This is a genomic window from Afipia carboxidovorans OM5, assembly GCF_000218565.1.
Lineage (GTDB): Bacteria > Pseudomonadota > Alphaproteobacteria > Rhizobiales > Xanthobacteraceae > Afipia > Afipia carboxidovorans.
The window spans coordinates 212,012-232,841 of the sequence record NC_015684.1 but is presented as its reverse complement, the minus strand read 5'-3'; the positions used below and the strand labels follow the sequence as shown (position 1 = coordinate 232,841).

At 63.0% G+C, this 20,830-nt stretch carries 20 protein-coding genes and 2 tRNA genes; 12 read left to right on the top strand and 10 right to left on the bottom strand.

The features are described 5' to 3' along the window. Positions 1-124: 124 nt before the first annotated feature. On the top strand, positions 125-634 hold the full coding sequence (locus OCA5_RS01090; RefSeq protein ID WP_012561487.1) for a GNAT family N-acetyltransferase: 510 nt from the start codon (positions 125-127) through the stop codon (positions 632-634). 183 nt (positions 635-817) lie between these two features. After that, entirely contained in the window at positions 818-1,348 is a 531-nt protein-coding gene (gene ppa / locus OCA5_RS01085) for an inorganic diphosphatase (protein ID WP_012561488.1), read from the top strand. A 110-nt stretch (positions 1,349-1,458) separates the two neighbouring features. Here ppa and folD read toward each other — a convergent pair whose 3' ends face one another. The 3 genes from folD to OCA5_RS01070 are packed head-to-tail and all read right to left on the bottom strand — an operon-like array spanning position 1,459 to position 3,002. Beyond that, entirely contained in the window at positions 1,459-2,343 is an 885-nt protein-coding gene (gene folD, locus OCA5_RS01080) for a bifunctional methylenetetrahydrofolate dehydrogenase/methenyltetrahydrofolate cyclohydrolase FolD (RefSeq protein ID WP_012561489.1), read from the bottom strand. 10 nt (positions 2,344-2,353) lie between these two features. Continuing rightward, on the bottom strand, positions 2,354-2,674 hold the full coding sequence (locus OCA5_RS01075) for a DUF167 domain-containing protein (RefSeq protein WP_012561490.1): 321 nt from the start codon (positions 2,672-2,674) through the stop codon (positions 2,354-2,356). A 37-nt stretch (positions 2,675-2,711) separates the two neighbouring features. Continuing rightward, the gene (locus OCA5_RS01070; RefSeq protein ID WP_012561491.1) at positions 2,712-3,002 is read right to left on the bottom strand and encodes a YggT family protein; all 291 of its coding nucleotides are present in this window, start codon (positions 3,000-3,002) and stop codon (positions 2,712-2,714) included. Positions 3,003-3,211: 209 nt separating this feature from the next. Between OCA5_RS01070 and OCA5_RS01065 the strand changes: the two genes are divergently transcribed. Then, positions 3,212-3,287: transfer RNA gene (locus tag OCA5_RS01065), tRNA-Ala, on the top strand. Positions 3,288-3,419: 132 nt separating this feature from the next. After that, a complete protein-coding gene (locus OCA5_RS01060) occupies positions 3,420-4,640 on the top strand; it encodes a bifunctional alpha/beta hydrolase/OsmC family protein (RefSeq protein WP_013912736.1) in 1,221 nt (406 codons plus the stop codon). A gap of 11 nt (positions 4,641-4,651) precedes the next feature. Here the strand turns inward: OCA5_RS01060 and OCA5_RS01055 are convergent, their stop codons facing one another. Beyond that, positions 4,652-5,431 carry an SDR family NAD(P)-dependent oxidoreductase gene (locus OCA5_RS01055; RefSeq protein ID WP_012561493.1) on the bottom strand — a complete coding sequence of 260 codons (780 nt, stop codon included), beginning with the start codon at positions 5,429-5,431 and terminating at the stop codon, positions 4,652-4,654. A 57-nt stretch (positions 5,432-5,488) separates the two neighbouring features. Beyond that, positions 5,489-5,968 carry a tellurite resistance TerB family protein gene (locus tag OCA5_RS01050; protein WP_012561494.1) on the bottom strand — a complete coding sequence of 160 codons (480 nt, stop codon included), beginning with the start codon at positions 5,966-5,968 and terminating at the stop codon, positions 5,489-5,491. 174 nt (positions 5,969-6,142) lie between these two features. Between OCA5_RS01050 and OCA5_RS01045 the strand changes: the two genes are divergently transcribed. From OCA5_RS01045 to OCA5_RS01035, 3 genes are read left to right on the top strand one after another with little or no spacing between them, the layout of a single operon-like run. Then, the gene (locus tag OCA5_RS01045) at positions 6,143-8,221 is read left to right on the top strand and encodes an FUSC family protein (RefSeq protein ID WP_012561495.1); all 2,079 of its coding nucleotides are present in this window, start codon (positions 6,143-6,145) and stop codon (positions 8,219-8,221) included. Continuing rightward, positions 8,218-8,415, top strand: a complete 198-nt coding sequence (locus tag OCA5_RS01040) for a DUF1656 domain-containing protein (RefSeq protein ID WP_012561496.1) — start codon at positions 8,218-8,220, stop codon at positions 8,413-8,415. Before OCA5_RS01045 ends, OCA5_RS01040 begins: the two co-directional genes overlap by 4 nt. A 14-nt stretch (positions 8,416-8,429) precedes the next feature. Next, on the top strand, positions 8,430-9,329 hold the full coding sequence (locus OCA5_RS01035) for an efflux RND transporter periplasmic adaptor subunit (protein WP_012561497.1): 900 nt from the start codon (positions 8,430-8,432) through the stop codon (positions 9,327-9,329). Between the two features lie 175 nt (positions 9,330-9,504). Here OCA5_RS01035 and OCA5_RS01030 read toward each other — a convergent pair whose 3' ends face one another. Continuing rightward, positions 9,505-10,440, bottom strand: coding sequence for a LysR family transcriptional regulator (locus OCA5_RS01030; protein WP_012561499.1), 936 nt, complete (start codon positions 10,438-10,440; stop codon positions 9,505-9,507). A 230-nt stretch (positions 10,441-10,670) separates the two neighbouring features. Here OCA5_RS01030 and OCA5_RS01025 point away from each other — a divergent pair, with 230 nt between their 5' ends. Next, entirely contained in the window at positions 10,671-11,717 is a 1,047-nt protein-coding gene (locus OCA5_RS01025; protein WP_013912734.1) for a GGDEF domain-containing protein, read from the top strand. 209 nt (positions 11,718-11,926) lie between these two features. Here OCA5_RS01025 and OCA5_RS01020 read toward each other — a convergent pair. The 4 genes from OCA5_RS01020 to OCA5_RS01005 all read right to left on the bottom strand — a co-directional run bounded on the left by OCA5_RS01020 (position 11,927) and on the right by OCA5_RS01005 (position 15,901). After that, positions 11,927-12,002 (bottom strand) — tRNA-Thr (locus OCA5_RS01020). An 85-nt stretch (positions 12,003-12,087) separates the two neighbouring features. Then, positions 12,088-13,806: a heme biosynthesis protein HemY gene (locus OCA5_RS01015; protein ID WP_012561502.1), complete on the bottom strand. Its 1,719-nt coding sequence runs from the start codon at positions 13,804-13,806 to the stop codon at positions 12,088-12,090. Between the two features lie 30 nt (positions 13,807-13,836). Then, complete coding sequence (locus OCA5_RS01010) at positions 13,837-15,120, bottom strand: COG4223 family protein (protein ID WP_012561503.1); 1,284 nt, start codon at positions 15,118-15,120, stop codon at positions 13,837-13,839. 16 nt (positions 15,121-15,136) lie between these two features. Next, the gene (locus OCA5_RS01005) at positions 15,137-15,901 is read right to left on the bottom strand and encodes a uroporphyrinogen-III synthase (RefSeq protein ID WP_012561504.1); all 765 of its coding nucleotides are present in this window, start codon (positions 15,899-15,901) and stop codon (positions 15,137-15,139) included. Between the two features lie 156 nt (positions 15,902-16,057). On the opposite strand from OCA5_RS01005, the gene tsaD reads away from it, so the two are divergent. The 4 genes from tsaD to acs all read left to right on the top strand — a co-directional run bounded on the left by tsaD (position 16,058) and on the right by acs (position 20,758). Then, a complete protein-coding gene (gene tsaD / locus OCA5_RS01000) occupies positions 16,058-17,131 on the top strand; it encodes a tRNA (adenosine(37)-N6)-threonylcarbamoyltransferase complex transferase subunit TsaD (RefSeq protein WP_012561505.1) in 1,074 nt (357 codons plus the stop codon). 54 nt (positions 17,132-17,185) lie between these two features. Further along, positions 17,186-18,163 carry an NAD(P)H-dependent glycerol-3-phosphate dehydrogenase gene (locus OCA5_RS00995; protein ID WP_012561506.1) on the top strand — a complete coding sequence of 326 codons (978 nt, stop codon included), beginning with the start codon at positions 17,186-17,188 and terminating at the stop codon, positions 18,161-18,163. 8 nt (positions 18,164-18,171) lie between these two features. After that, the gene (locus OCA5_RS00990) at positions 18,172-18,585 is read left to right on the top strand and encodes an EVE domain-containing protein (RefSeq protein WP_012561507.1); all 414 of its coding nucleotides are present in this window, start codon (positions 18,172-18,174) and stop codon (positions 18,583-18,585) included. A 217-nt stretch (positions 18,586-18,802) separates the two neighbouring features. Continuing rightward, on the top strand, positions 18,803-20,758 hold the full coding sequence (gene acs / locus OCA5_RS00985; RefSeq protein ID WP_012561508.1) for an acetate--CoA ligase: 1,956 nt from the start codon (positions 18,803-18,805) through the stop codon (positions 20,756-20,758). The last annotated feature ends 72 nt before the right edge of the window (positions 20,759-20,830 follow it).

The window sequence follows — 20,830 nt, the reverse complement described above, 5'->3', positions numbered from 1 at the left end:
CGCGACTTCAAAAGATGTCCCGTTTCAGGACGGCGGCGGGAGGCGTGATGCAAAAACCCCACATTTTAACCGATAATTAACGATAGACCTTGTCGAGCGCCCGGCGAGTTGCTTTGATTGTGTCATGAGCACGATCCTAATCGAAGTCCGACCGGCCCGGACAGCCGACGCCTCCGAGATTGCTGCCACCCATGACGAGGCGTGGCGCTCGGCCTATCAGGGTATTATTCCGGGCCCGGAGCTGGAAAAGCTCATCAACCGCCGCGGCGCGCAGTGGTGGAACGGCGCCATCCGCAAGGGCAGCCGCATCAGCGTGCTCTCGTTCGGCGACCGGATCGCAGGCTATGCCAATTACGGCCGCAACCGCGCCCGCAGCCTGCATTTCGACGGCGAAATCTACGAACTGTATCTGCGCCCGGAGTTCCAGGGCCTCGGCTTCGGCCGCCGGCTGTTCGCAGCCGCACGGCGTGACCTGATGCAGAGCGGGCTGAAGAGCATGGTGATCTGGGCGCTGTCGGACAACGATCCGGCGGTCGGCTTCTACCAGAGCCTTGGCGGCCGCATGGTGGCGCGTTCCTCCGAGCAGTTCGGACCGAAGGCGCTCGACAAGGTGGCTTTCGCCTGGGGCGCCTGACGGCTGCGACAGCCTGACAGGACTTGCGCAACCGGCCTCATCAAATAGTGCCGGATTGAGCGGCTTGTGATTCCACCGGCATTCCCCTCGCTGGTAAAAGCGATTAAACAGCGCGCATCAGGTGCCGCAGTTGCGGCCTTTATTCCTAAAACTTCCGCCAAAATCCAAACTTCAAGGCTATCCATGAATATCGACGCCATCTCGGTCGGGGCGAACCCGCCGTACGAAGTCAATGTTATCATCGAAGTCCCGATCGGGGGCGAGCCGATCAAGTACGAGCTCGACAAGACCGCAGGCACGCTGGTGGTCGACCGCTTCCTGCATACGGCAATGCGCTACCCCGGCAATTACGGTTTCATCCCGCATACGCTGTCGCAGGACGGTGATCCGTGCGACGTCGTCATCACCAACACCCGTGCGATCGTGCCGGGCGCCGTGATGGCCGTGCGGCCGGTCGGCGTCCTTCTGATGGAAGACGAGGCGGGCGGCGATGAGAAGATCGTCGCGGTGCCGGTGCGCCGGCTGACCAAGCGCTACAACCGCATCCAGACCTACAGCGACCTGCCGGAAATCACGCTCGAGCAGATCCAGCACTTCTTCGAGCACTACAAGGATCTCGAGCCCGGCAAGTGGGTCAAGGTGCTGCGCTGGGGCGGCGCGGAAGAGGCGCAGAGCCTCATCCTCGAAGGTATCGAGCGCGCCAAGGGAAAATAAGGAACGGCTGTAACGCCTCCGTCATTGCAAGCGAAGCAATCCAGTCCTCTGGATTGCTTCGTCGCAAACGCTCCTCGCAATGACGAAGGTCTTAGACTTCAATCCAAGAGCTACACGCTCGGCGCGGAGAGACCTTTGATCGCGCATGCCGCGCGCACCGTGTTGACGAGCAGGCAGGCAACCGTCATCTGCCCGACGCCACCCGGCACCGGCGTCACCGCGCCCGCAACCTCCATTGCCTCGGCATAGGCGACATCACCAACAAGACGACTCTTGCCGCCCTCGCCCGGCAGGCGATTGATACCGACATCGATCACCGTCGCGCCCGGCTTGATCCAGTCGCCCTTCACCATCTCCGGCCGTCCGACCGCGGCAAACACCAGATCTGCCTGACGGCACAGCGCGGGCAGATTGCGCGTGCGCGAATGCGCGATCGTCACGGTCGCGTTCTCGTTGAGCAGCAACTGCACCAGCGGACGGCCGACCAGATTCGAGCGCCCGAGCACGATGGCATTCATGCCCTCAAGCGAGGCGTGCACGGTCTTGGCGAGAATGATGCAGCCGAGCGGCGTGCAAGGCGTCAGCGCCGGCAGACCGCTCGCCAGCCGCCCGGCGTTGACCGGATGCAGCCCATCGACATCCTTGGCCGGATCGATGGCGTTGACGATGATGGTCGCATCGAGCCCCTTTGGGAGCGGCAATTGCACCAGAATGCCATGCACGGCGGGATCGCGGTTCAACCGCGCGATCAAGGCCAGCACCTGGGCCTGCGGCGTGTCGGCGGCAAGCTTGTGCTCGAAGGACGCCATGCCCGCAGCCACCGTCTGCTTGGTCTTGCTGCCGACATAGACTTCGCTCGCCGGATCGTTGCCGATCAGCACCACGGCAAGGCCGGGCGTCAGATCGTGATCGCGCTTCAATCGCGCCACTTCCGCCGCCACATCCTCGCGCAGCTTCGCCGCAATAGCCTTTCCGTCGATCCTCGTAGCCGGCATTGAAATCCTTTCAGCTCTCAATTGATGTGGCGGCCTTCAAGGCCTCGCCAAGTTGTTTGGGGTCGCCCTCGATCGCGATCTGCTTGATGCGCGAGGTCACGCCGGACGCCACCTTCACTTTGCTTTTCGGAACGCGCAGCAGGCCCGCGAACAATTCGGTTACCGCGCGATTGGCTTCACCACCTTCTGCAGCGACCCGCACGCGTACCTTGACGACGGATTTTCCATTGGCGAGCATCTCGATGCCATCCACCGCATCGCGCCCGCCGCGCGGCGTGACCCGCACCGCGACCATCACGCCATGCGTCGCGTAGCGCCAAGGGTCCGTCACCGATCAAGGCTCCATCGCAGGCGTCCCGCGCGAGGGATCAGATCACGTTCGGATAGATGTAATAGGTGATGACCCGCTGGAGAAACATGATGATGAGGATGACGATGATCGGCGAGATATCGAGGCCGCCGAAATTCGGCATCAGATTGCGGATCGGCCGCAGCACCGGCTCGGTGATCTTGTAGAGAAATTCAGCGACGGCGCCGACGAACTGGTTTCGCGTGTTCACGACGTTGAATGCGATCAGCCAGGACAGGATGGCGGCGGCGATCAACAGCCAGACGTAAAGATCGAGAATGATGAGGATGATATCGAGAACAGCGCGCATGGGCGGGTTTTCCAGTTGAGGTCCCTCAATATCGCCTCCGGAGGAACCAAACAAGAGAACCAAAACGCCGATTTCGCCGCCACACGACGGCTCAAACAGGCTTTTTGTGGGCGATCTGCGGGTAGCGCAATCCGTGGCCGGAGTTCTTGACTTGGGCTTGGTGCGGACTGTAAATGGCGCCCGTTGCCGGGTTCAACCCACCGGCCGACGGGGCCATAGCTCAGCTGGGAGAGCGCGTCGTTCGCAATGACGAGGTCGGCGGTTCGATCCCGCCTGGCTCCACCAACTTCCCCTCAAAATTCATTCTGACGGACCGATAGCGAGACGACCCGTGGCTTTGCCGCGCGTGCTCGCATGGGCGGTGTTTGTCTGGCATCCTGCGGAACATCATCGCTGACCGATCCGACGGAGGCCGCCTTGCCGATCGAGCATTTCCAGTTTCCCGGCGCAGACGGCCAGCTTCTATCCGCCGCGCTTGAGCGTCCCGAAGAACCACCACGCGCCTTCGCGCTGTTCGCGCACTGCTTCACCTGCAGCAAGGACAACCTCGCCGCGAGCCGCATTGCCGACGGCCTGGTCCGGCGCGGCTTCGCGGTACTGCGTTTCGACTTCACCGGGCTCGGCAACAGCGAGGGCGAGTTCGCCAACACCAACTTCTCCTCGAACATCGCCGATCTCGTGCGCGCGGCCGACCATCTACGCGCGACGCATCAGGCGCCTGCGCTCCTGATCGGCCACAGCCTGGGCGGCGCGGCGGTGCTTGCGGCGGCAGAGCAGATTCCCGAAGCGAAGGCAGTCGCCACTATCGCGGCGCCCGCCGATCCGAATCATGTGACGGGTCTGTTCCGCGATCAGGTCGAGACGATTCGCAGCGCAGGCGAGGCGGAGGTCGCGCTGGCGGGCCGCCCGTTCAGGATCAAGCGCGCATTTCTCGACGACGTTGCGGCCTATCGGCTAGCCGGCCACATCGCGAACCTGCGCCGCGCGCTGCTCATTTTCCATGCGCCGACCGACGACACCGTCGGCATCGACAACGCGACGCAAATCTTTGTCGCGGCCAAGCATCCGAAAAGCTTCATCTCGCTCGCGGGTGCCGATCATCTCCTGACCCGGCGCAAGGATGCGCTCTATGTCGCCGACATGATCGCGGTATGGGCCGCGCGTTATCTCGATGCGGCGGCCGCGCCGCCGGCCGAAGCCGATGCAGAGACGGACGGCGTCACCGTGCAGGAAACGGGCGCGGGACGATACCAGCAACGCGTCACGACAGGGCGTCATATGTTCATTGCCGACGAGCCGGTCGCGGTCGGTGGCCTCGACAGCGGCCCCGGCCCGTATGATCTCCTGCTCGCGGGTTTGGGCGCCTGCACCTCGATGACGATGCGGATGTATGCCGAGCGCAAAGCGCTGCCGCTCGACCGCGTCAGCGTGCAGTTGAAGCACACGCGCGTTCACGCCAAGGACTGCGCCGAGTGCGAAACCAGGGACGGCATGATCAGCCGGATCGAGCGCGTCATTACCATTGAGGGCGCGCTCAATGACGAACAGCGCGGCAGACTGATGGAGATCGCCGACAAATGCCCGGTGCATCGCACGCTGACATCGGAGATCGATATCGTCACCCGCGCGGCGGATTAGAAAGCGAACGCTTAACTGCGGCGCTGCTGCACCTTCGCGACGGCGGCGAGCACAAGTGCGCGGGGAATGAAGCGCAACAGCACGGGGATGGCGCGCACCGCAAACCCCGGCAGTACTACTTGGCGGTTTACCATCAATCCCTCGTAGCCGGCACGCGCAACATCGGCCGCCGCGACCGTCAGCACCTTTGAATCCATCCCGGGCACGAAACCCGCCCGCGCCTGAAAGCCGGTCGGCACCGGGCCCGGGCAAAGCGCCGTCACCCGCACGCCGGCCTTGCGCAATTCCGCGCGCTGCGCCTCGGTGAAGGACAGCACGAAAGCCTTCGTCGCATAATAGACCGCCATCCCCGGCCCCGGCAGGAAGGCCGCAACCGAGGCGACGTTGAGAATGCCGCCGCGGTGGCGGACGACACTGTCGGAGAAGCGCAGAGTAAGATCGGTCAGTGTGCGGATATTGAGATCGATCATCGCAAGCTGCTGTTCGCGGTCGAGTGAGCGCGCCACACCAGCAAGGCCGAAGCCTGCATTGTTGACGAGAATATCCACCTCAAGATCGCGCGCGACAATTTCGTCCGCGAGTTTCGCGACAGCGCCTGCCGCCGCGAGATCGCAAGGAATGATCACCGGCTCCGGTCCACCGGCCGCGACGATCGTATCCGCAAGCTCGGCGAGCAATTCTGCGCGGCGCGCTACCAGTACGCAGGTGTGGCCGTGGGCGGCGAACACTTTCGCAAGCTCGAGGCCGATGCCGGAGGAAGCTCCGGTAATCAGGGTGACGCGCGCAGCCATCCGGGCCCTCTGTTTCGGAAAGGTCTGGAACGGCGATACGTGATCACGCGCATGCGATCAATTCACAGTGCCGGAATCGAGCGAGCCGTCGGCCACCTGCTGACGCAGGTTGACACGCTCGCGGGCGGATATGCCGAGGAGATCGGCCGCGCGCCAGATCACGTTATCCTCGAACTCGCTGACATGGCCGTCGGCATAGACGAGCTCCCACATCATCTCGATGATCCGCAGCCGCCCCTCCTCGTTCACCGAGCGCATGATGACGCTGGTGAAACGGTAAAGGTCGACCGCCTCGCCCTCAGCCCGCATGGCGTCCGCAATCAGCGCGTCCACACGGGCGGGATCAAGGTCGAAACGATAGGTCAGCAAGGCATGGAGCTTGCGCTTCTCGGCCGCCGTGGGCTCCCCATCGAGCGAGATCACATGGATAAGCAGAGCCGCCGCGGCGAGGCGATAATCATCCTCCGCGAAAACATGCTGATCGGCCCCGGCAGGAGCGACGACGTCGGTGATGAACTGGCGTAATCTATCGAGCATCCGGGACAACCCCTGAACGGAAAGCGGCGTTCATACCCTATTTCCGGGGACCTTGTCATTTCATGGCGGGAACATGAAAGTCCGGCAAGGAAGCGGTTCCCCCGCACCGGCCTTTCGCTTCCCGGCCTTTCCATTAGGATGGCCGCTTTCGCTGCCCTTGGCCCCGCGTCCAGCATGCTGCAGACATTCCAGAATCTGACCTGGCGAGAATTGGTCTTTTCGCTGAAGAGCTTCGCCGCTGCAGTGTTGGCGCTCTACATCTCGCTGCGGCTCGATTTCTCCCAACCGATGTGGTCGGTGACGACCGTTTATATCGTCGCCCAGCCGCTCGCCGGCATGGTGCTGTCGAAATCCGTCTATCGTGTACTCGGCACGGTGATCGGCGCGGCCGCTTCACTCGCCTTCGTTGCGCTGTTCTCCAACAGCCCGGAATTGTTCTGCCTCGTACTGGCGCTCTGGATCGGCCTCGGAACCACAATCACCATCTACCTGCGCGATGCGCCACAGGCCTATGTCGGCATGCTGTCGGGTTATTCGGCGGCGATCATCGGATTGCCGGCCGCGCTCGCGCCTGAAGTGGCATTTGAGTATGCGACGTCACGTTGCCTCGAGATCATGGTCGGTATCGGCTGCGCGACGCTGATGCATCATTTGATCTTTCCGCAGCGCGCCGGTGACGCCTTGCGCAAGGCGCTCGATGCAACATTGCCGAGCATGGCGCGCTGGGCGCAGGACGCGCTGCAAGGCAAGCAGAGCGAGGTCACCGGGCTTCTCGACCGGCGCCGCATTCTCAACGCCGTGGTGTCGCTTGATCTGTTGCGCATATTCGCGACTTTCGACACCCCTGCGATCCGAGTCGTCGATCCGGCGATCCGGCAGTTCGAGGGCACACTGCTCTCACTCCTCGCTATGCTGATGTCGGTCTACGACCGCTTCGCAGCGCTCGTGCAGGAGCGTCCCGCCACCGCCGACGCGCTCCGGCCGCTGCTCGCACAGGTGGCCGACCACATGGCGAAATCCGCGGAAACCAAAGCGACCGCAAACACAGAAGCCGAGCAATTCGACGAGGCGGCGTTGCGCCGGGATCTCAATGCGCATCTGCCCGACATCGCGACACTGCGCGTGGATACGCGCTCGTTCCTTGTGCGCAGCATGCTGCTGCGGCTCGGCGACGTCCTCGACCTGTGGCGCGACGTGGTGTGGCTGCGCACGCATATCGCGCGCGGCCAACGCCTTCCGCCGGATACGCCCACACCCTCGCGGCGGCCCCATCGCGATTTCGCCACCGCCTTGCTCGGGGGCGGAATTGCGGCGCTTGCGGTGCTGCTGACAAGCGCGTTCTGGATTCTCTCGGCGTGGCCGAACGGATGGACCGCCGTCATCTTCGCAGGCATCATTTGCGCGATCATGGGCGGCCGCGACAACCCTGCCGCCGCATCCACGATCTTTCTATGGATGAGCCTCGCAGGCATTCCTATTGCCGCGTTCTATCTGTTCGTCATCCTTCCCCCACTGTCAGGTTTTGCAGCACTCGCGATCGCATTCGCGCCATTCTATCTCGTCACCGGCGCGCTGCTCGCCGTTCCAAGAGCCATTCCCTTTACCCTGCCGCTGATCCTCACGGCAGGCGGCCTGATGCCGATCGTCAACACCATGACCTACGATTTCGCTGCTTTCCTGAACAGCGCGATCGGCTTCATCGGCGGCACCGGCATCGGCGTTCTCACGCTCGCTCTGTTCTGGCCGCTGCGAACCGATTGGGCGGTGCAGCGCCTGATGTGCGCCACCTTCGCCGATCTCGCCGCCATCGGCCACGGCAACATCGATCGCCCCGCTTTCGAAAGCCGCATGTTCGACCGCAGCAACGCCTTGTTTGCGCGGCTCGACCCGATGAAAGCCGACGAGCGCGCGATCATGCAGGGCAGCCTCGGCAGCCTTCGCCTCGGCCTGAACATGATTACGCTGCATCGCCTGCGCTATAGCCTGCCGACCGCCGCGGTGCGCACCATCACAAACGCTCTCGCCGATATTGCGGAATATTTCACCCGCGCCTCGCACAACGCTCTCGGCGCCACGCCGCTGCCCGCGCTCAGCAGGGCAAGCGCCGAACTTCTTCACAGCGATGACAGCCCGCTCGTGCTGCGCGCGGCCGAATCGCTTTATAACATCGACATGCTGATGAAGCGCCACGCGATATTTTTCGGACAGCCGACGGCGGACGCCACCTTCCAACCCCAGCCGGTGACCGCATGATCAAGGAGATCAACATCGCAGGCGTGCTGCTGCCACCCTTGATGGGATACGCCTTCGCCGCAATGATCATCTGGCTTGTGCTGCGGTTTACGCTGGCACGCACGAACCTTTACCGATTCATCTGGCATCCGCCTTTGTTCAACACCGCGCTTTACGTCATCCTGCTCAGCATCATCGTCGTCACGACGCTTTGACCGGACCGCTCCGAATGCCCGAACGTCTGCCAATTCTGCGCTTCTCCGTGACGCTCATTGCCCTCGCCGCCGCGCTTGTGGCGGGCTGGCTGCTGTGGCGGACCTATGAATACAGCCCCTGGACCCGTGACGCGCGGGTGCGCGCCAATGTGGTTCAGGTCACGCCCGATGTCTCCGGTGTGGTGATCGACGTGCGCGTCAAGGACAACCAGCAGGTCAAGGTCGGCGACGTGCTGTTCGTTGTCGATCAGGCGCGCTTTCAACTTGCGCTCGCCAGCGCCGAGGCCGCGCTTGCCGGAGCGGAGACGCTGCGCGACCAGCGGATCGACGAATATGAACGGAGGAAAAAGCTAAGCTCGGTTTCGATCTCCGACGAGGCGCTCGCGCAGGCCCGCAGCGCAGCCCTTGCCGCCGAAGCAAACTACAATCAAGCGCTCGCCGCACTCAACGTAGCGAAGTTAAACCTCGCACGCACCCAGGTGCGCTCGCCGGTCAACGGCCACGTCACCAACCTCCTGCTCGACAAGGGCGACTACGCGACCGCAGGGCGCGCGATGCTGGCTGTCGTCGACAGCGATTCCTATTACGTCGCGGGTTATTTCGAGGAGACGAAGCTGCAGGCGATCCATATCGGAGATCGCGTCGCCATCCGGCTGCTCGGCTTTAAACCCGAATTGCGCGGGCATGTCGCAAGCATCGCACGCGCCATCACCGATCGCGACAACGCACCGGCGAGCGACCTCGTCGCCAACGTCAACCCAACCTTCAACTGGGTGCGCCTTGCACAGCGCATCCCGGTGCGCATCAGCATCGACCGCGTGCCGGAGGGCATCACGCTCAGCGCCGGCATGACGGCAACCGTGGTGGTGACAGGGCCGGACGAGACGATGCGCGCGTCTGCCAAGAGCCCATAACCGGCATATTCAGGCTGGCCAGAACGGCTCAGGTTGGCTCGGAATTGTCATGCGGGCGTGGCCATTCGAAGAACGGCATCGCTTCCACTCTTGCTGCTGCATCGAAAGACGATGAAACGGCAATTTCGCCGGTTAACGTCCCACAGGTCAAAAGCATCGCGCTGGATCGGGTCGCTTAACTTATCGTTTGAGCAATGACTTTACGTAGCCAGATGCAGGCTGGATCGGCATCCGTTCGTTGATGCCAGACGAGTGAGTAAGTGTAATCCTCTATCCTGATCGGAAGGTCGAACGATTTCAGGCCGTAGCTTTCGGCGATCGATGAAAGGCGTGAGGGTAACGTTGCGATAAGATTGGTTCCGCTAAGGGCCGTGATATTACCGATAAAGCTCGATGACGCCAAACCGATCGTTCGCTTGCGCCCGACTGCGGCGAGCGCAACATCGACGGGGCTTGGATTTGAATCTCGAAATTTTGCAATGACGTGAGGGTAGCCCACATAGTCGTCGAGTGTGAGCCTGCCTCGGTTGGCTGGTTTGGCAAGAGGATGGCGACGATCCAAGAAGCCTTTCGAGCTTTCTCGGAAAAGCGGCATTGTGACATAGGGAGCGCCCGGAGGCTTGAGCGCCCAGAAAGTGCAGTCGAGATCGTTCGATTCCAGTTGTGCAATAGTTTGTGAGCCGACAGAAAAAACTTCAAGTTTTGCGCGAGGCGACGCGCGGTGCAATGTCCGTACCAGCGTCGGCATGATCGTAAGCATCGTGTAATCGCTCGCTGCTATACGAAAGGTGCGCTCGTTTTCGGCAGGATCAAACGGAGCATTTGCGAGAACAACTCCCACCGCGTTGAGGATATCCCGGACTTGAAGAACCATCCCCTCAGCACGCGGCGTCAGAACAAACCGGCCACGGCCCCGCACGAACAGGGGATCGCCGATCAGTCGCCGCAATCGGCTAAGTGCGTGGCTGACCGCCGGCTGGCTTAATGAAAGTTGTGTTGCGGCTAGAGTGGTGGAGCGAGCGCTTGCAATCGCGTCGAAGACCACCAAAAGATTGAGGTCGAGGCGCGCCAAGTTTTTTTGGTGCATCAGGCTAGTATTCTTTTCATGCATAGAAAGTAATCAATCTATTCATTTTTCATGTCGAGCCTAGTCCGGTAGTCTTCTTTGTCAAAGACGATTCTCGTCGAAGCTGGGCACTTTTCGCGGATGCGGGCCGAGAACAATTGCCTCCCGCATGTTTGAGAAACGCCCTTCATCGATAATTCTCGTCCAGGGATTTGCTTCTGTGCCGGTGCGGACGACAGCCTCGACAAAGTAGGCGCTCAATCGGTGATGCGTCAGTGCTTCAAGACACCAGCAGACCTCAAAGTATCGTGCACAAAACGCGCAGAGAACTCCTCAACAATATCTCCTCCTTCTTGCTCCATCATAGTTTGGAAGTGACGCCGACCAATCTGGTCCTGGTGCATGGCGCATTGTCGGGCGAAAATCGTGGATTGGCGCGGGCTATCGTCGCAAGGGTCGACGCCGGTGGGGCCGTTACGCAAGAATGGCTTGAAGAAGTTGCGCTCCTTGGTCCCGAGCCGACAACAAAACACGGTCAGCATGGTGTCGGCGCACTGATAGAAAAGCTCGAGGCAGCGCTGGAAGCGTTCGCTAGTTTGACGAGCAATATGAGACACGCCACATCACGTTACGGCGAGACTCTTGAACAGCAAGTTTCCGAGATGTCGAGGATCGAGGAGGCGGAATATCTCGTTGCAAGCCTCTCCGCCCTGACCAGAGCTATGATCGGCCGGACTCGCAAGGCCGAGGAGGAGATGGGCAAGTATGAAGACGAGGCCGAGACCCTGCGCAGGCGGCTGGAGAACGCGACGCGAGATGCCGAGATCGACTACCTGACCGGACTTCCAAACCGCCGTGCCTTCGAAGTGCTTCTGGATCGGCACTACGGGGAGGCTCGTGCGGCCGCCGAATCTCTAATCCTTGCTTTCTGCGATATCGATCACTTCAAGCGGGTCAATGACATTCACGGACACGAGGCTGGAGATCGGGTGTTGAAAGCGATAGCTGCGGCGCTTTCGAAAACGACGGACAACAACTGTCATGTTGCGCGATATGGCGGTGAGGAATTCGTGATGTTGTTCCGAAATATCTCAACCAATGAGGCAAGGAAACGATTCGATGATGTTCGCAAGGAGTTGGCGGAGCAACGGTTCATCAATCGCGCGACGGACAGGCCGGTTGGTCAGATAACGCTTTCAGGAGGGATGGCTAACGTGTTTGCCTATTCCGATCCCCGTGAAGCATTAAAAGCTGCCGACGATGCCCTCTTTCTAGCAAAAGAACGTGGCCGCAATCAGATCGTCGTCGCCGAAAACTATTGAGAGCTCGTGCACACGCGGGGCGCAATACAACGGCTTTGGCGCGATGGCCTGGGAGCAACGTAAATCAACTAGTGGTGTGCGTTTGTACGAATTAACGGCGGCGAAATCGGGGTACGATTTCTGCGGTCAAAGACCGATCACAAAGATCGGAACCCCTTCGCTAAGCCGTAACCAGATAGACCAGCGGCGAACAGCCGACAATGGAGCCATGGTGCCGCAAGAGGGACTCGAACCCCCGACCCCGTCATTACGAATGACGTGCTCTACCAACTGAGCTATTGCGGCGAACCGTAGGCGCGGACCGAAGCCGGCCCGGACAGGCGCGTGTTTATCGGTCGCAGCCCGGTTTTGCAAGAATCCCGGGCGAGTTTCAGCCGCCGAGCCGCGCCACGAAACCCCGCCAGCCGCCGGGCTGGCGGTCGTGCCCACCCTCGGGATCGTCCGAAAAATCGTCCTCGGGAACACCCGGATCATCGGGGGCGCGTACCAGCGGAATGACGGTCGGCGGCTGCGAGCGCGTCTCGCCGGCCGGGCGCGGCCGGAATACCGGCGGTGGGGCAACCATCTCGGGGCGAATCGGCGTGGGGGGTGGCGGCGCCGGAACTTCGTCGTCCAATTCTTCCGCAGCGGCGGGCAGCCCCTCGGCGATGGGCGATGCAGCGGCCTCGTCCGGAGCTGTATCGACTTTTACATCCGCCTCGAGATTTGTCTCGGGATTTGCGTCCGCCTTCTCCTCCGGTTTCGATTCGATCGCGATCGGCGGCATCGGCAGTGTCGGCGTCTCCGCCTCGATGGTCGCGCGTTCGGGCGCAAGCGCCGCCACCGGCGTGACCCATTGGAAAGCATCGAGCCGCCCCGTCACCGGAGACACCGGCCGCCAGCGATCCGAGACATAGCCGTCTGCCGTCCACGCCGGATCGGGTGCGGCCCGCACCGCGCGCGCGGTCCATTCGCGCGCCCGGCCCTCATCGTGATTGGCACGCTCGAGCTCAGCCATCAGCAACGCCACGCGCTGGGTCGGTGCATCGATCAGTGGCGCGAGCGCTTCGCGCGCCCGTTCAAACTCGCCGGCATCGATTGCAGCGCGCGCCACCGCGAGGCGGCCCTCACGATGATCCGGCGTTTTCTGCGCCAGCATCTCGACGCGCGACAGCCGCTCGCGCGCGGAATCGCCGAGACGCACATGCGCGTAGGCATCGGCGAGATCGGGGTGCGGGTTCGCCACCCACGCCGCCTCGACCACCCGCATCGCACGGCGAACCTGATTGTCCTCGCTATAGAACTTCGCGGCCAGCACCGCTGCCGGTACAAGCTGCGGCGCGAGCTTGACCGCTTCCATCGCACTCTTGCGCGACGCATCGCGATCGCGTTCCTCAAGCGCAAGCGCGCGGGCGGTGAGTAGAACGCCGCGCTCACGACGATACACAGCGGGCTCAACCAGCCCTGCGGCCTTGTTGGTGTCGAGCAGCGCCAACGCGCCGTCCCAATCGCTCCCTGCGCAACGGAAGCCAAGCACGGCCTGCGACGCCCATGGCGAAGCCGGTGCAATCTTCAGGGCCTCTTCGGCCATTGCCACGGCCGTATAGGCGTCGTCGCTGCGCTGCGCCTCGATGAAAAGCCCGCGCAGGCCGAGCAGGCGCATATCCTTGCGCTCGGCCATCGCACGGAAGGCGCGCTGCGCGCCCGCGCGATCACCTTCGAGTTGCGCGGTCTGTGCCTGCAGCATCAGCGCCAGCGGATCGTGCGCGGCGAGCCGCGTCGCCATACCGGCATGGCGTTGCGCGGCAAACGAATCACCGGTGCCGACGGCAATGAGGCCCTGCGTGATGGCGCGACGCGCTTTCGCCGCGCGCTTTTCCCGCCGCCGCCGACGCAGCCCCTCCGGCGCTTTCCAGAATGTGCGCACGACCGACCACACGACGAGCGCGACCGCGAGCAGGATGACACCGAGAAGTGCGGCAACCGGCAGCGACGTCTCGATGCGCCAGCCGCTCCACGACAGCACGAGACCTCCGCCCTGATCGGCGACCCACGCCGCGCCGAGCGCGGCAAGCGCGAGAAGGATCAGGAAGAAGAAGATGCGGGCCATCAAGTGTTTCCGATCGCAAACTTCAAAGTATCAATGCGGTGACGGCGGCAACGCCGCCGTTGCGGTTTCAGCGAAAGCGCGAGAGGCGGCCAGCGCCGTGCCGCGCGCCTGCACCTTGCCGATCCAGCCCTGCAGCGCGGAGCGATCCGGCTCCGGCAATTGCGTGACGATCTCACTGGCCTGTTTCAAATCGTTGCGGTTCGCAGCCGTCGTCGCCCGCGACAGCAATGCCGCGCGATCGGTGCCGTTGTCATCGACCCGCGTCACCTTCACAAGGCGCGACGCACTGTCACCGAGACGCTCGACCCAGCCACTCGCGGCGGGTGCGCTCTTCGGCGCGGCCGCAAGGCGCGGCAATTGCGTGAGGAGTTCACGGCACAGCGCCTCGGCGGTCGGCACGCCGGTTGCCGCAAATGGCTCGAGCGGCGCAAGCACCGAAGCTTCACCACCAAGGCGCGTGGCGGCGGCGAGCATCGCCGCATAGGGAAGACCCTGCCGCACGGTCTGATCGAGCGCGGTGGCCGCGAGCGCAAGGCGCAGCGCGGTATCATCCGGCGGCGGAGGCGGCGGCGCAGCGGCAAGCTTCGTGGCAGCCTCCGCGCTTGCTGCAACGGCTTGCTGTTCGAGTTTTGCCAGTCGCTCCTCCAGGCCGGAGATATCCGGCGCAGGCGCGGCCTTTGCTTCATCCTTCGCTTCAGCCGCGGATTCGGCCTTGGGCTCAGCTTTGGGCTCGGCTTTGGCTTCAACAGCCTCGGCAGTTTTCGCCGCCAGGGCCTGCATCTGCTCGCGGAGTGCGGTCATATCGGTTCGGATATCGGCGACGGCCTGATCGAGTGCATCGAGGCGCTTCGTCAGCGCGCTCGTGTCCACAGTCACCGGTACAGGCGTGGGTTTCGATTCAAGCTGCGCGACGCGCGTGCTCAGGCCTTCGATGGTCGACGTCTGCGCCGGCGGAATGTCGGGGTCGGAATTGTTCGGCCACAGCGCATTCCACAGCCCGCTGACCAGCAGCGCGACGACCGCGGCGCTCAAGGCTGCGGGCAGCACGACTCGCCACGACGGCGCGGCCCCGGCTGGCGATGGCTCTGACGAAGCGCTCTGCGCACTTTCTCCGGATGTCGTATCTGAATGCCCACCGCCAACCTGCGCATGGTCTGCATGCACATCTTCCGACGTCCGTTCAGCCTCAGACTCAGCGTTCACCTCACCCTTGGGCGTGGTGTCGGTGACATCGGAAGGATCGAGATCGATCGTTGGCGCGGCGCGCTTGCGGGCAGCTCCTTCGGTCTCACGCTGGTCGTCGTCTGTGGCCATGGTCCGCCCGGGTTTCCTACAGCTTACCAGATTTCGTTTTGGGCCGCGATGGCCGCTTCGGCGCGATCGCACGCTGCAATGCCTCGAACATCGCAGGCTCATCGGGCGCCGCCGCGACCCGCACCCGCGCGGCGCCGGCCTCCTGCAACACCGTGCCGACCACGTTCGAGATGCAGAACTGCGGCAGCGCCAGCGCGGAAATCTCAAGGCCTGCCGCCTGCACCGCGGCGACGAATGCCCGCGCGCTGCGCCGCGAATAATGCAGCACTGCCTCGACCTCTCCGGCCGCAAACGCCGCCTCAACCGCTTCGGAAAAATGTGGAAGCGGAATCATGCGGTAAGTCGTGAGCGTGGTCACGCTGTAGCCTTGTGCGCCGAGATCGGCACCGAGGTCGCGGCTCACATCGGCCCCCGCGAGATAGCAGATCCGGCCCTTGCCACGCATCCGCGCCTCGACCAGCGCGATCAGCGCTACCGCATCGCCCGCTGCGCTCTCGACATCGCGAAAGCCCGCGTTCCGCGCGATTTGCGCCGTCGCATCGCCGACAGCGAACAGCTTTGTCTCGCACAGTCGCTCCAGGATTGGTTTTCCCTCGATGCCGCGTAGCGCATTGGCGCTGGTCGCAAGAATCGCATCGTAGGGAAGTGCGTCAGGCTCTTCGCGCAGCGGCACCGGCTCAAACCGCAGCGCCGGCGACAGCAACACACTATATCCCTCATCCCGCAATGCGGCCGCGGTCGCCTCGTTGTCAGGAAAAGGCCGCATCACCAGGATCGACATTCATGCCTCATTCTGCGGAACTCCCTTTTACCGGACGTCCGCTAATGCTACCCGAGAACCAAGCAGAACGCCGCTTCGGCGGCAAACGCAAGTGCCCGACCGACCTATTCAATCTCGGACATGATTTAAAGGCTAACTTTGGCGCAAGGCCCCGCGATGCTCGTTCTGGGAATAGAGACCACCTGTGACGAAACCGCCGCCGCCGTGATCGAGCGGCAGGCAGACGGATCGGGCCGCATTCTCTCCAACATCGTGCGCTCGCAGATCGCCGAGCACGCGCCGTTCGGCGGCGTGGTGCCGGAAATCGCCGCGCGCGCCCATGTCGAGATGCTCGACGTGCTTGTGGATAGAGCAATGCGCGAGGCGGGCGTTGATTTCGCTCAACTCGACGGTATCGCAGCCGCCGCAGGCCCCGGCCTGATCGGCGGCGTTATCGTCGGCCTCACCACCGCAAAAGCGATCGCGCTCGTGCACGATACGCCGCTGATCGCAGTCAACCATCTCGAAGCGCATGCGCTGACGCCGCGCCTCACGGTGCCGCTCGCGTTTCCCTATTGCCTGTTTCTTGCTTCCGGCGGGCACACCCAGATCGTCGCCGTGCTCGGCGTCGGCGAATATGTGCGGATCGGCACCACGGTCGACGATGCGCTGGGTGAAGCGTTCGACAAGGTCGCAAAAATGCTGGACCTGCCTTATCCGGGCGGCCCGCAAGTCGAGCGTGCCGCGCGCGAGGGCGATCCGACACGTTTCGATTTTCCACGGCCGATGCTCGGGCGGAAGGATGCGAACTTCTCGCTGTCCGGCCTCAAGACCGCCGTGCGAAATGAAGCCTCGCGGTTGATGCCGCTCGAACTGCAAGACATCGCCGATCTGTGCGCGAGCTTTCAGGCTGCTGTGCTGGATTCGATCGCCGACCGTATCCGCTCTGGGCTTCGGCTTTTCCGCGAGCAGTTCGGCACGCCTCGCGCGCTGGTCGCGGCCGGCGGCGTCGCCGCCAATGTCGCGATCCGCAACGCGTTGCAGGAAATCGCAGCCGACGATGAAATCACCATGATCGTGCCGCCGCCGCAGCTTTGTACCGACAATGGCGCAATGATTGCCTGGGCCGGCGCGGAGCGTCTCGCGCTCGGCCTCACCGACACAATGGAGGCTGCGCCGCGTGCGCGCTGGAAGCTCGACGCAACCACCGAGACGCCGACGAAATTCATCAACACGCGCGCGCGTCATTGACGCACGGGCGCAGACCTTCTTCAATCACCCACGACATAACTGCCAAACAGACTCATGACCACTTTCAACACCATCTCCGTCATCGGCGCCGGCGCGTGGGGTACGGCGCTTGCCAATGCCTGCGCGCGCGCAGGCCGGCAGGTGACGCTTTATGGCCGCAGCACCGATGTGCTCGCTGCGATCGCCGCGCGCGGCGAAAACCCGCGCCTGCCCGGCATCACGCTTGAGAAAAGCATTCGCGTCACGCATGATCTTGCCGAGAGCGCGAAAGCCGACGCTCTTCTGCTGGTGACACCGACGCAAAGCCTGCGCGAGGCGATGATCGCGCTTGCGCCTCATGTTGCCGATGCAACTCCGCTTGTAATCTGTGCAAAAGGCATCGAGCGCGGCACCCGCAAATTCGTCACCGAGATCGCAACCGAAGTGCTGCCGCAAACGCGGCCCGCGATTCTCTCCGGCCCCAGCTTTGCCGCCGACGTGGCACGCGGCCTGCCGACGGCAGTCACGCTTGCGGCAGCGGAAGAGCCGCTCGCAGTGGCGCTGACGCATGCGCTGGGCTCATCGTCGCTGCGACCGTACCACACCACCGACGTGCGCGGCGTCGAGATCGGCGGCGCGGTGAAGAACGTACTTGCGATCGCGGCTGGTATCGCGGCAGGTAAGGCACTCGGCGCATCCGCGCTGGCGGCCCTCACCACCCGCAGCTTTGCCGAACTGATGCGTTTCGGACTTGCCTGCGGCGCGCATCGCGAAACCATCGCCGGGCTGTCCGGCCTCGGCGATCTGATCCTCACCTGTTCGAGCGCGCAGTCGCGCAACTTTACCTTCGGCATGGCGCTCGGCCGCGGCGAGGCGCCTCCTGGCTCGCTCAGCGAAGGGCAATCGACCGCGCCGGTGCTGATCGAGATCGCGCGCGCGCAAGCCATCGAAATGCCGGTCGCCGAGGCCGTCGCCAACGTGCTAGCCGGCGCGATTACCGTCAACGAAGGGATCGAGATGCTGCTGGCGCGGCCGTTCCGGGCGGAAGGATAAGGATCAAAATGAACTACTGGCTCGTCAAATCCGAACCATCGGTGTGGTCGTGGGACCAGCAGGTCGCCAACGGCAAGAAGGGCGAGCCCTGGACCGGCGTGCGCAATCACTCCGCCAAGCTCAACATGATGAAGATGAAGAAGGGCGACCGCGCCTTCTTCTATCATTCCAACGAAGGCAAGGAAATCGTCGGTATTGTCGAGATCGTGCGCGAGCACTACCCCGATCCGACCGATGCCACCGGCAAGTTCGTCTGCGTCGACATCATCGCGGGGAAACCGCTGAAAAAGCCGGTGACTCTCACTGCCGTGAAAGGCGAAGCGGCGCTTGCCGATATGGAGTTGCTGCGCCTGTCACGCCTGTCGGTGCAGAGCGTGACGCCCGCGCAATGGAAGCATGTCTGCAAAATGGGCGGGCTTTGAGAGGTTTTTGCGCGTATCGCGTGAAATTTCCTCTCACCTGCGGCGTTTTCTCCCATCCGCACGCATGCGTGCACTCAACTTATTGAAGAAATTCAATCGCGTCTCGACAAAAGTCCTAAATCTTCCAACTTGTCCCCCCTGCCCCCGGAAGCGCATAATTCCCATTGAATTCAACAAGATTACCCGCGTGTGAGGCGGGGTGTTCCGGGAGAAGCAAATGTCCGACGCAATTTACAAAGTGACGCCCGAATGGGCGAAGCGCGCCTATGTCGATGAAGCCAAATACAACGACATGTACGCGCGCTCGATCAAGGACCCGACCGGGTTCTGGAAAGAGGCCGCCAGCCGGGTGGACTGGATCAAGCCGTTCACCAAGGTCGACAATGCCTGCTTCGATCTCGGCAAGGTTTCCATCAAGTGGTTCGAGGACGGCGTCCTCAACGCCGCCTACAACTGCATCGACCGCCATCTCGAGAAGCGCGGCGACCAGACCGCGATCATCTGGGAAGGCGACGATCCGTCAGAGTCCCGCCACATCACCTATCGCGAACTGCACGCCGAAGTCTGCAAGATGGCGAACGTGCTGCGGGCACGCAACGTCAAGAAGGGCGATCGCGTCACCATCTACATGCCGATGATCCCGGAAGCGGCTTACGCGATCCTCGCCTGCGCGCGCATCGGCGCGATCCATTCCGTGGTATTCGGCGGCTTCTCGCCTGATTCCATCGCCGGCCGTCTGCGCGATTGCAAATCGCGCGTCGTCATCACCTCGGATGAAGGCCTGCGCGGCGGCCGCGTCATTGCGATGAAGGCGAACGTCGATGCGGCGGTCGAGAAGGTGAACGGCGAAGTCGACACCGTGATCGTGGTGAAGCGCACCGGCGGCAACATCACGATGAACCCGAAGCGCGACATCTGGTATCACGACGCTGCGGCGAACGCCGGCACCGACTGCCCCTGCGAGCCGATGAACGCCGAAGATCCGCTGTTCATCCTCTACACTTCAGGCTCGACCGGTCAGCCCAAGGGCGTGCTGCACACCACCGCGGGCTATCTCATCTTCGTGGCGATGACGCATCAATACGTCTTCGACTACCACGACGGCGACATCTACTGGTGCACCGCCGACGTGGGCTGGGTCACCGGCCACAGCTACATTCTGTACGGGCCGCTTTGCAACGGCGCGACCACGATGATGTTCGAAGGCGTGCCGAACTATCCCGACAATTCGCGGTTCTGGAACGTCATCGACAAGCACAAGGTCAACATCTTCTATACTGCGCCGACCGCGATCCGCGCGCTGATGCAGGCGGGCGACCAGCCGGTGAAGAAGACCTCGCGTGCCTCGCTGCGCCTGCTCGGCTCGGTCGGCGAGCCGATCAACCCGGAGGCATGGGAGTGGTATCACCGCGTCGTCGGCGATGGCCGTTGCCCGGTGGTCGACACCTGGTGGCAGACCGAGACCGGCGGCATCATGATCTCCGCGCTGCCCGGCGCGATCGCGCAGAAGCCCGGCTCGGCAACGCGACCATTCTTCGGCATCGTGCCGGAGATCGTCGACGGCGAGGGCAACGTGCTCGAGGGCGAATGCAGCGGCAACCTCTGCATCGCGCGCTCGTGGCCCGGCCAGGTCCGCACCGTTTACGGCGATCATGATCGCTTCGAGAAAACCTACTTCTCGACTTACAAGGGCCGGTACTTCTCCGGCGATGGATGCCGCCGCGATGCCGACGGCTATTACTGGATCACCGGACGCGTCGACGACGTCATCAACGTCTCCGGCCACCGCCTCGGCACCGCCGAAGTCGAGAGCTCGCTGGTCGCGCATGAAAGCGTGTCGGAAGCCGCCGTGGTCGGCTACCCGCACGACATCAAGGGCCAGGGCATCTACGCCTATGTCACTTTGATGGACGGCGTCGAGCCGAGCGAGACGCTCCGCAAGGACCTGATCGCCTGGGTGCGCAAGGACATCGGCCCGATCGCCCAGCCCGATCTGATCCAGTTCGCGCCGGGCCTGCCCAAGACCCGTTCGGGCAAGATCATGCGCCGCATCCTGCGCAAAATCGCCGAGGACGAGCCGACCAAGCTCGGCGACACGACGACGCTCGCTGATCCCGGCGTCGTCACCGACCTCGTCAACAACCGCCAGAACAAGCGGGCGGTTCACGCCTGATCGCCTGCTCCAAGCAGGCCGCCATCCGCCTCTCCCCCGCCATCGCGGGGGAGAGGTTTTTTGTGGCTCAGC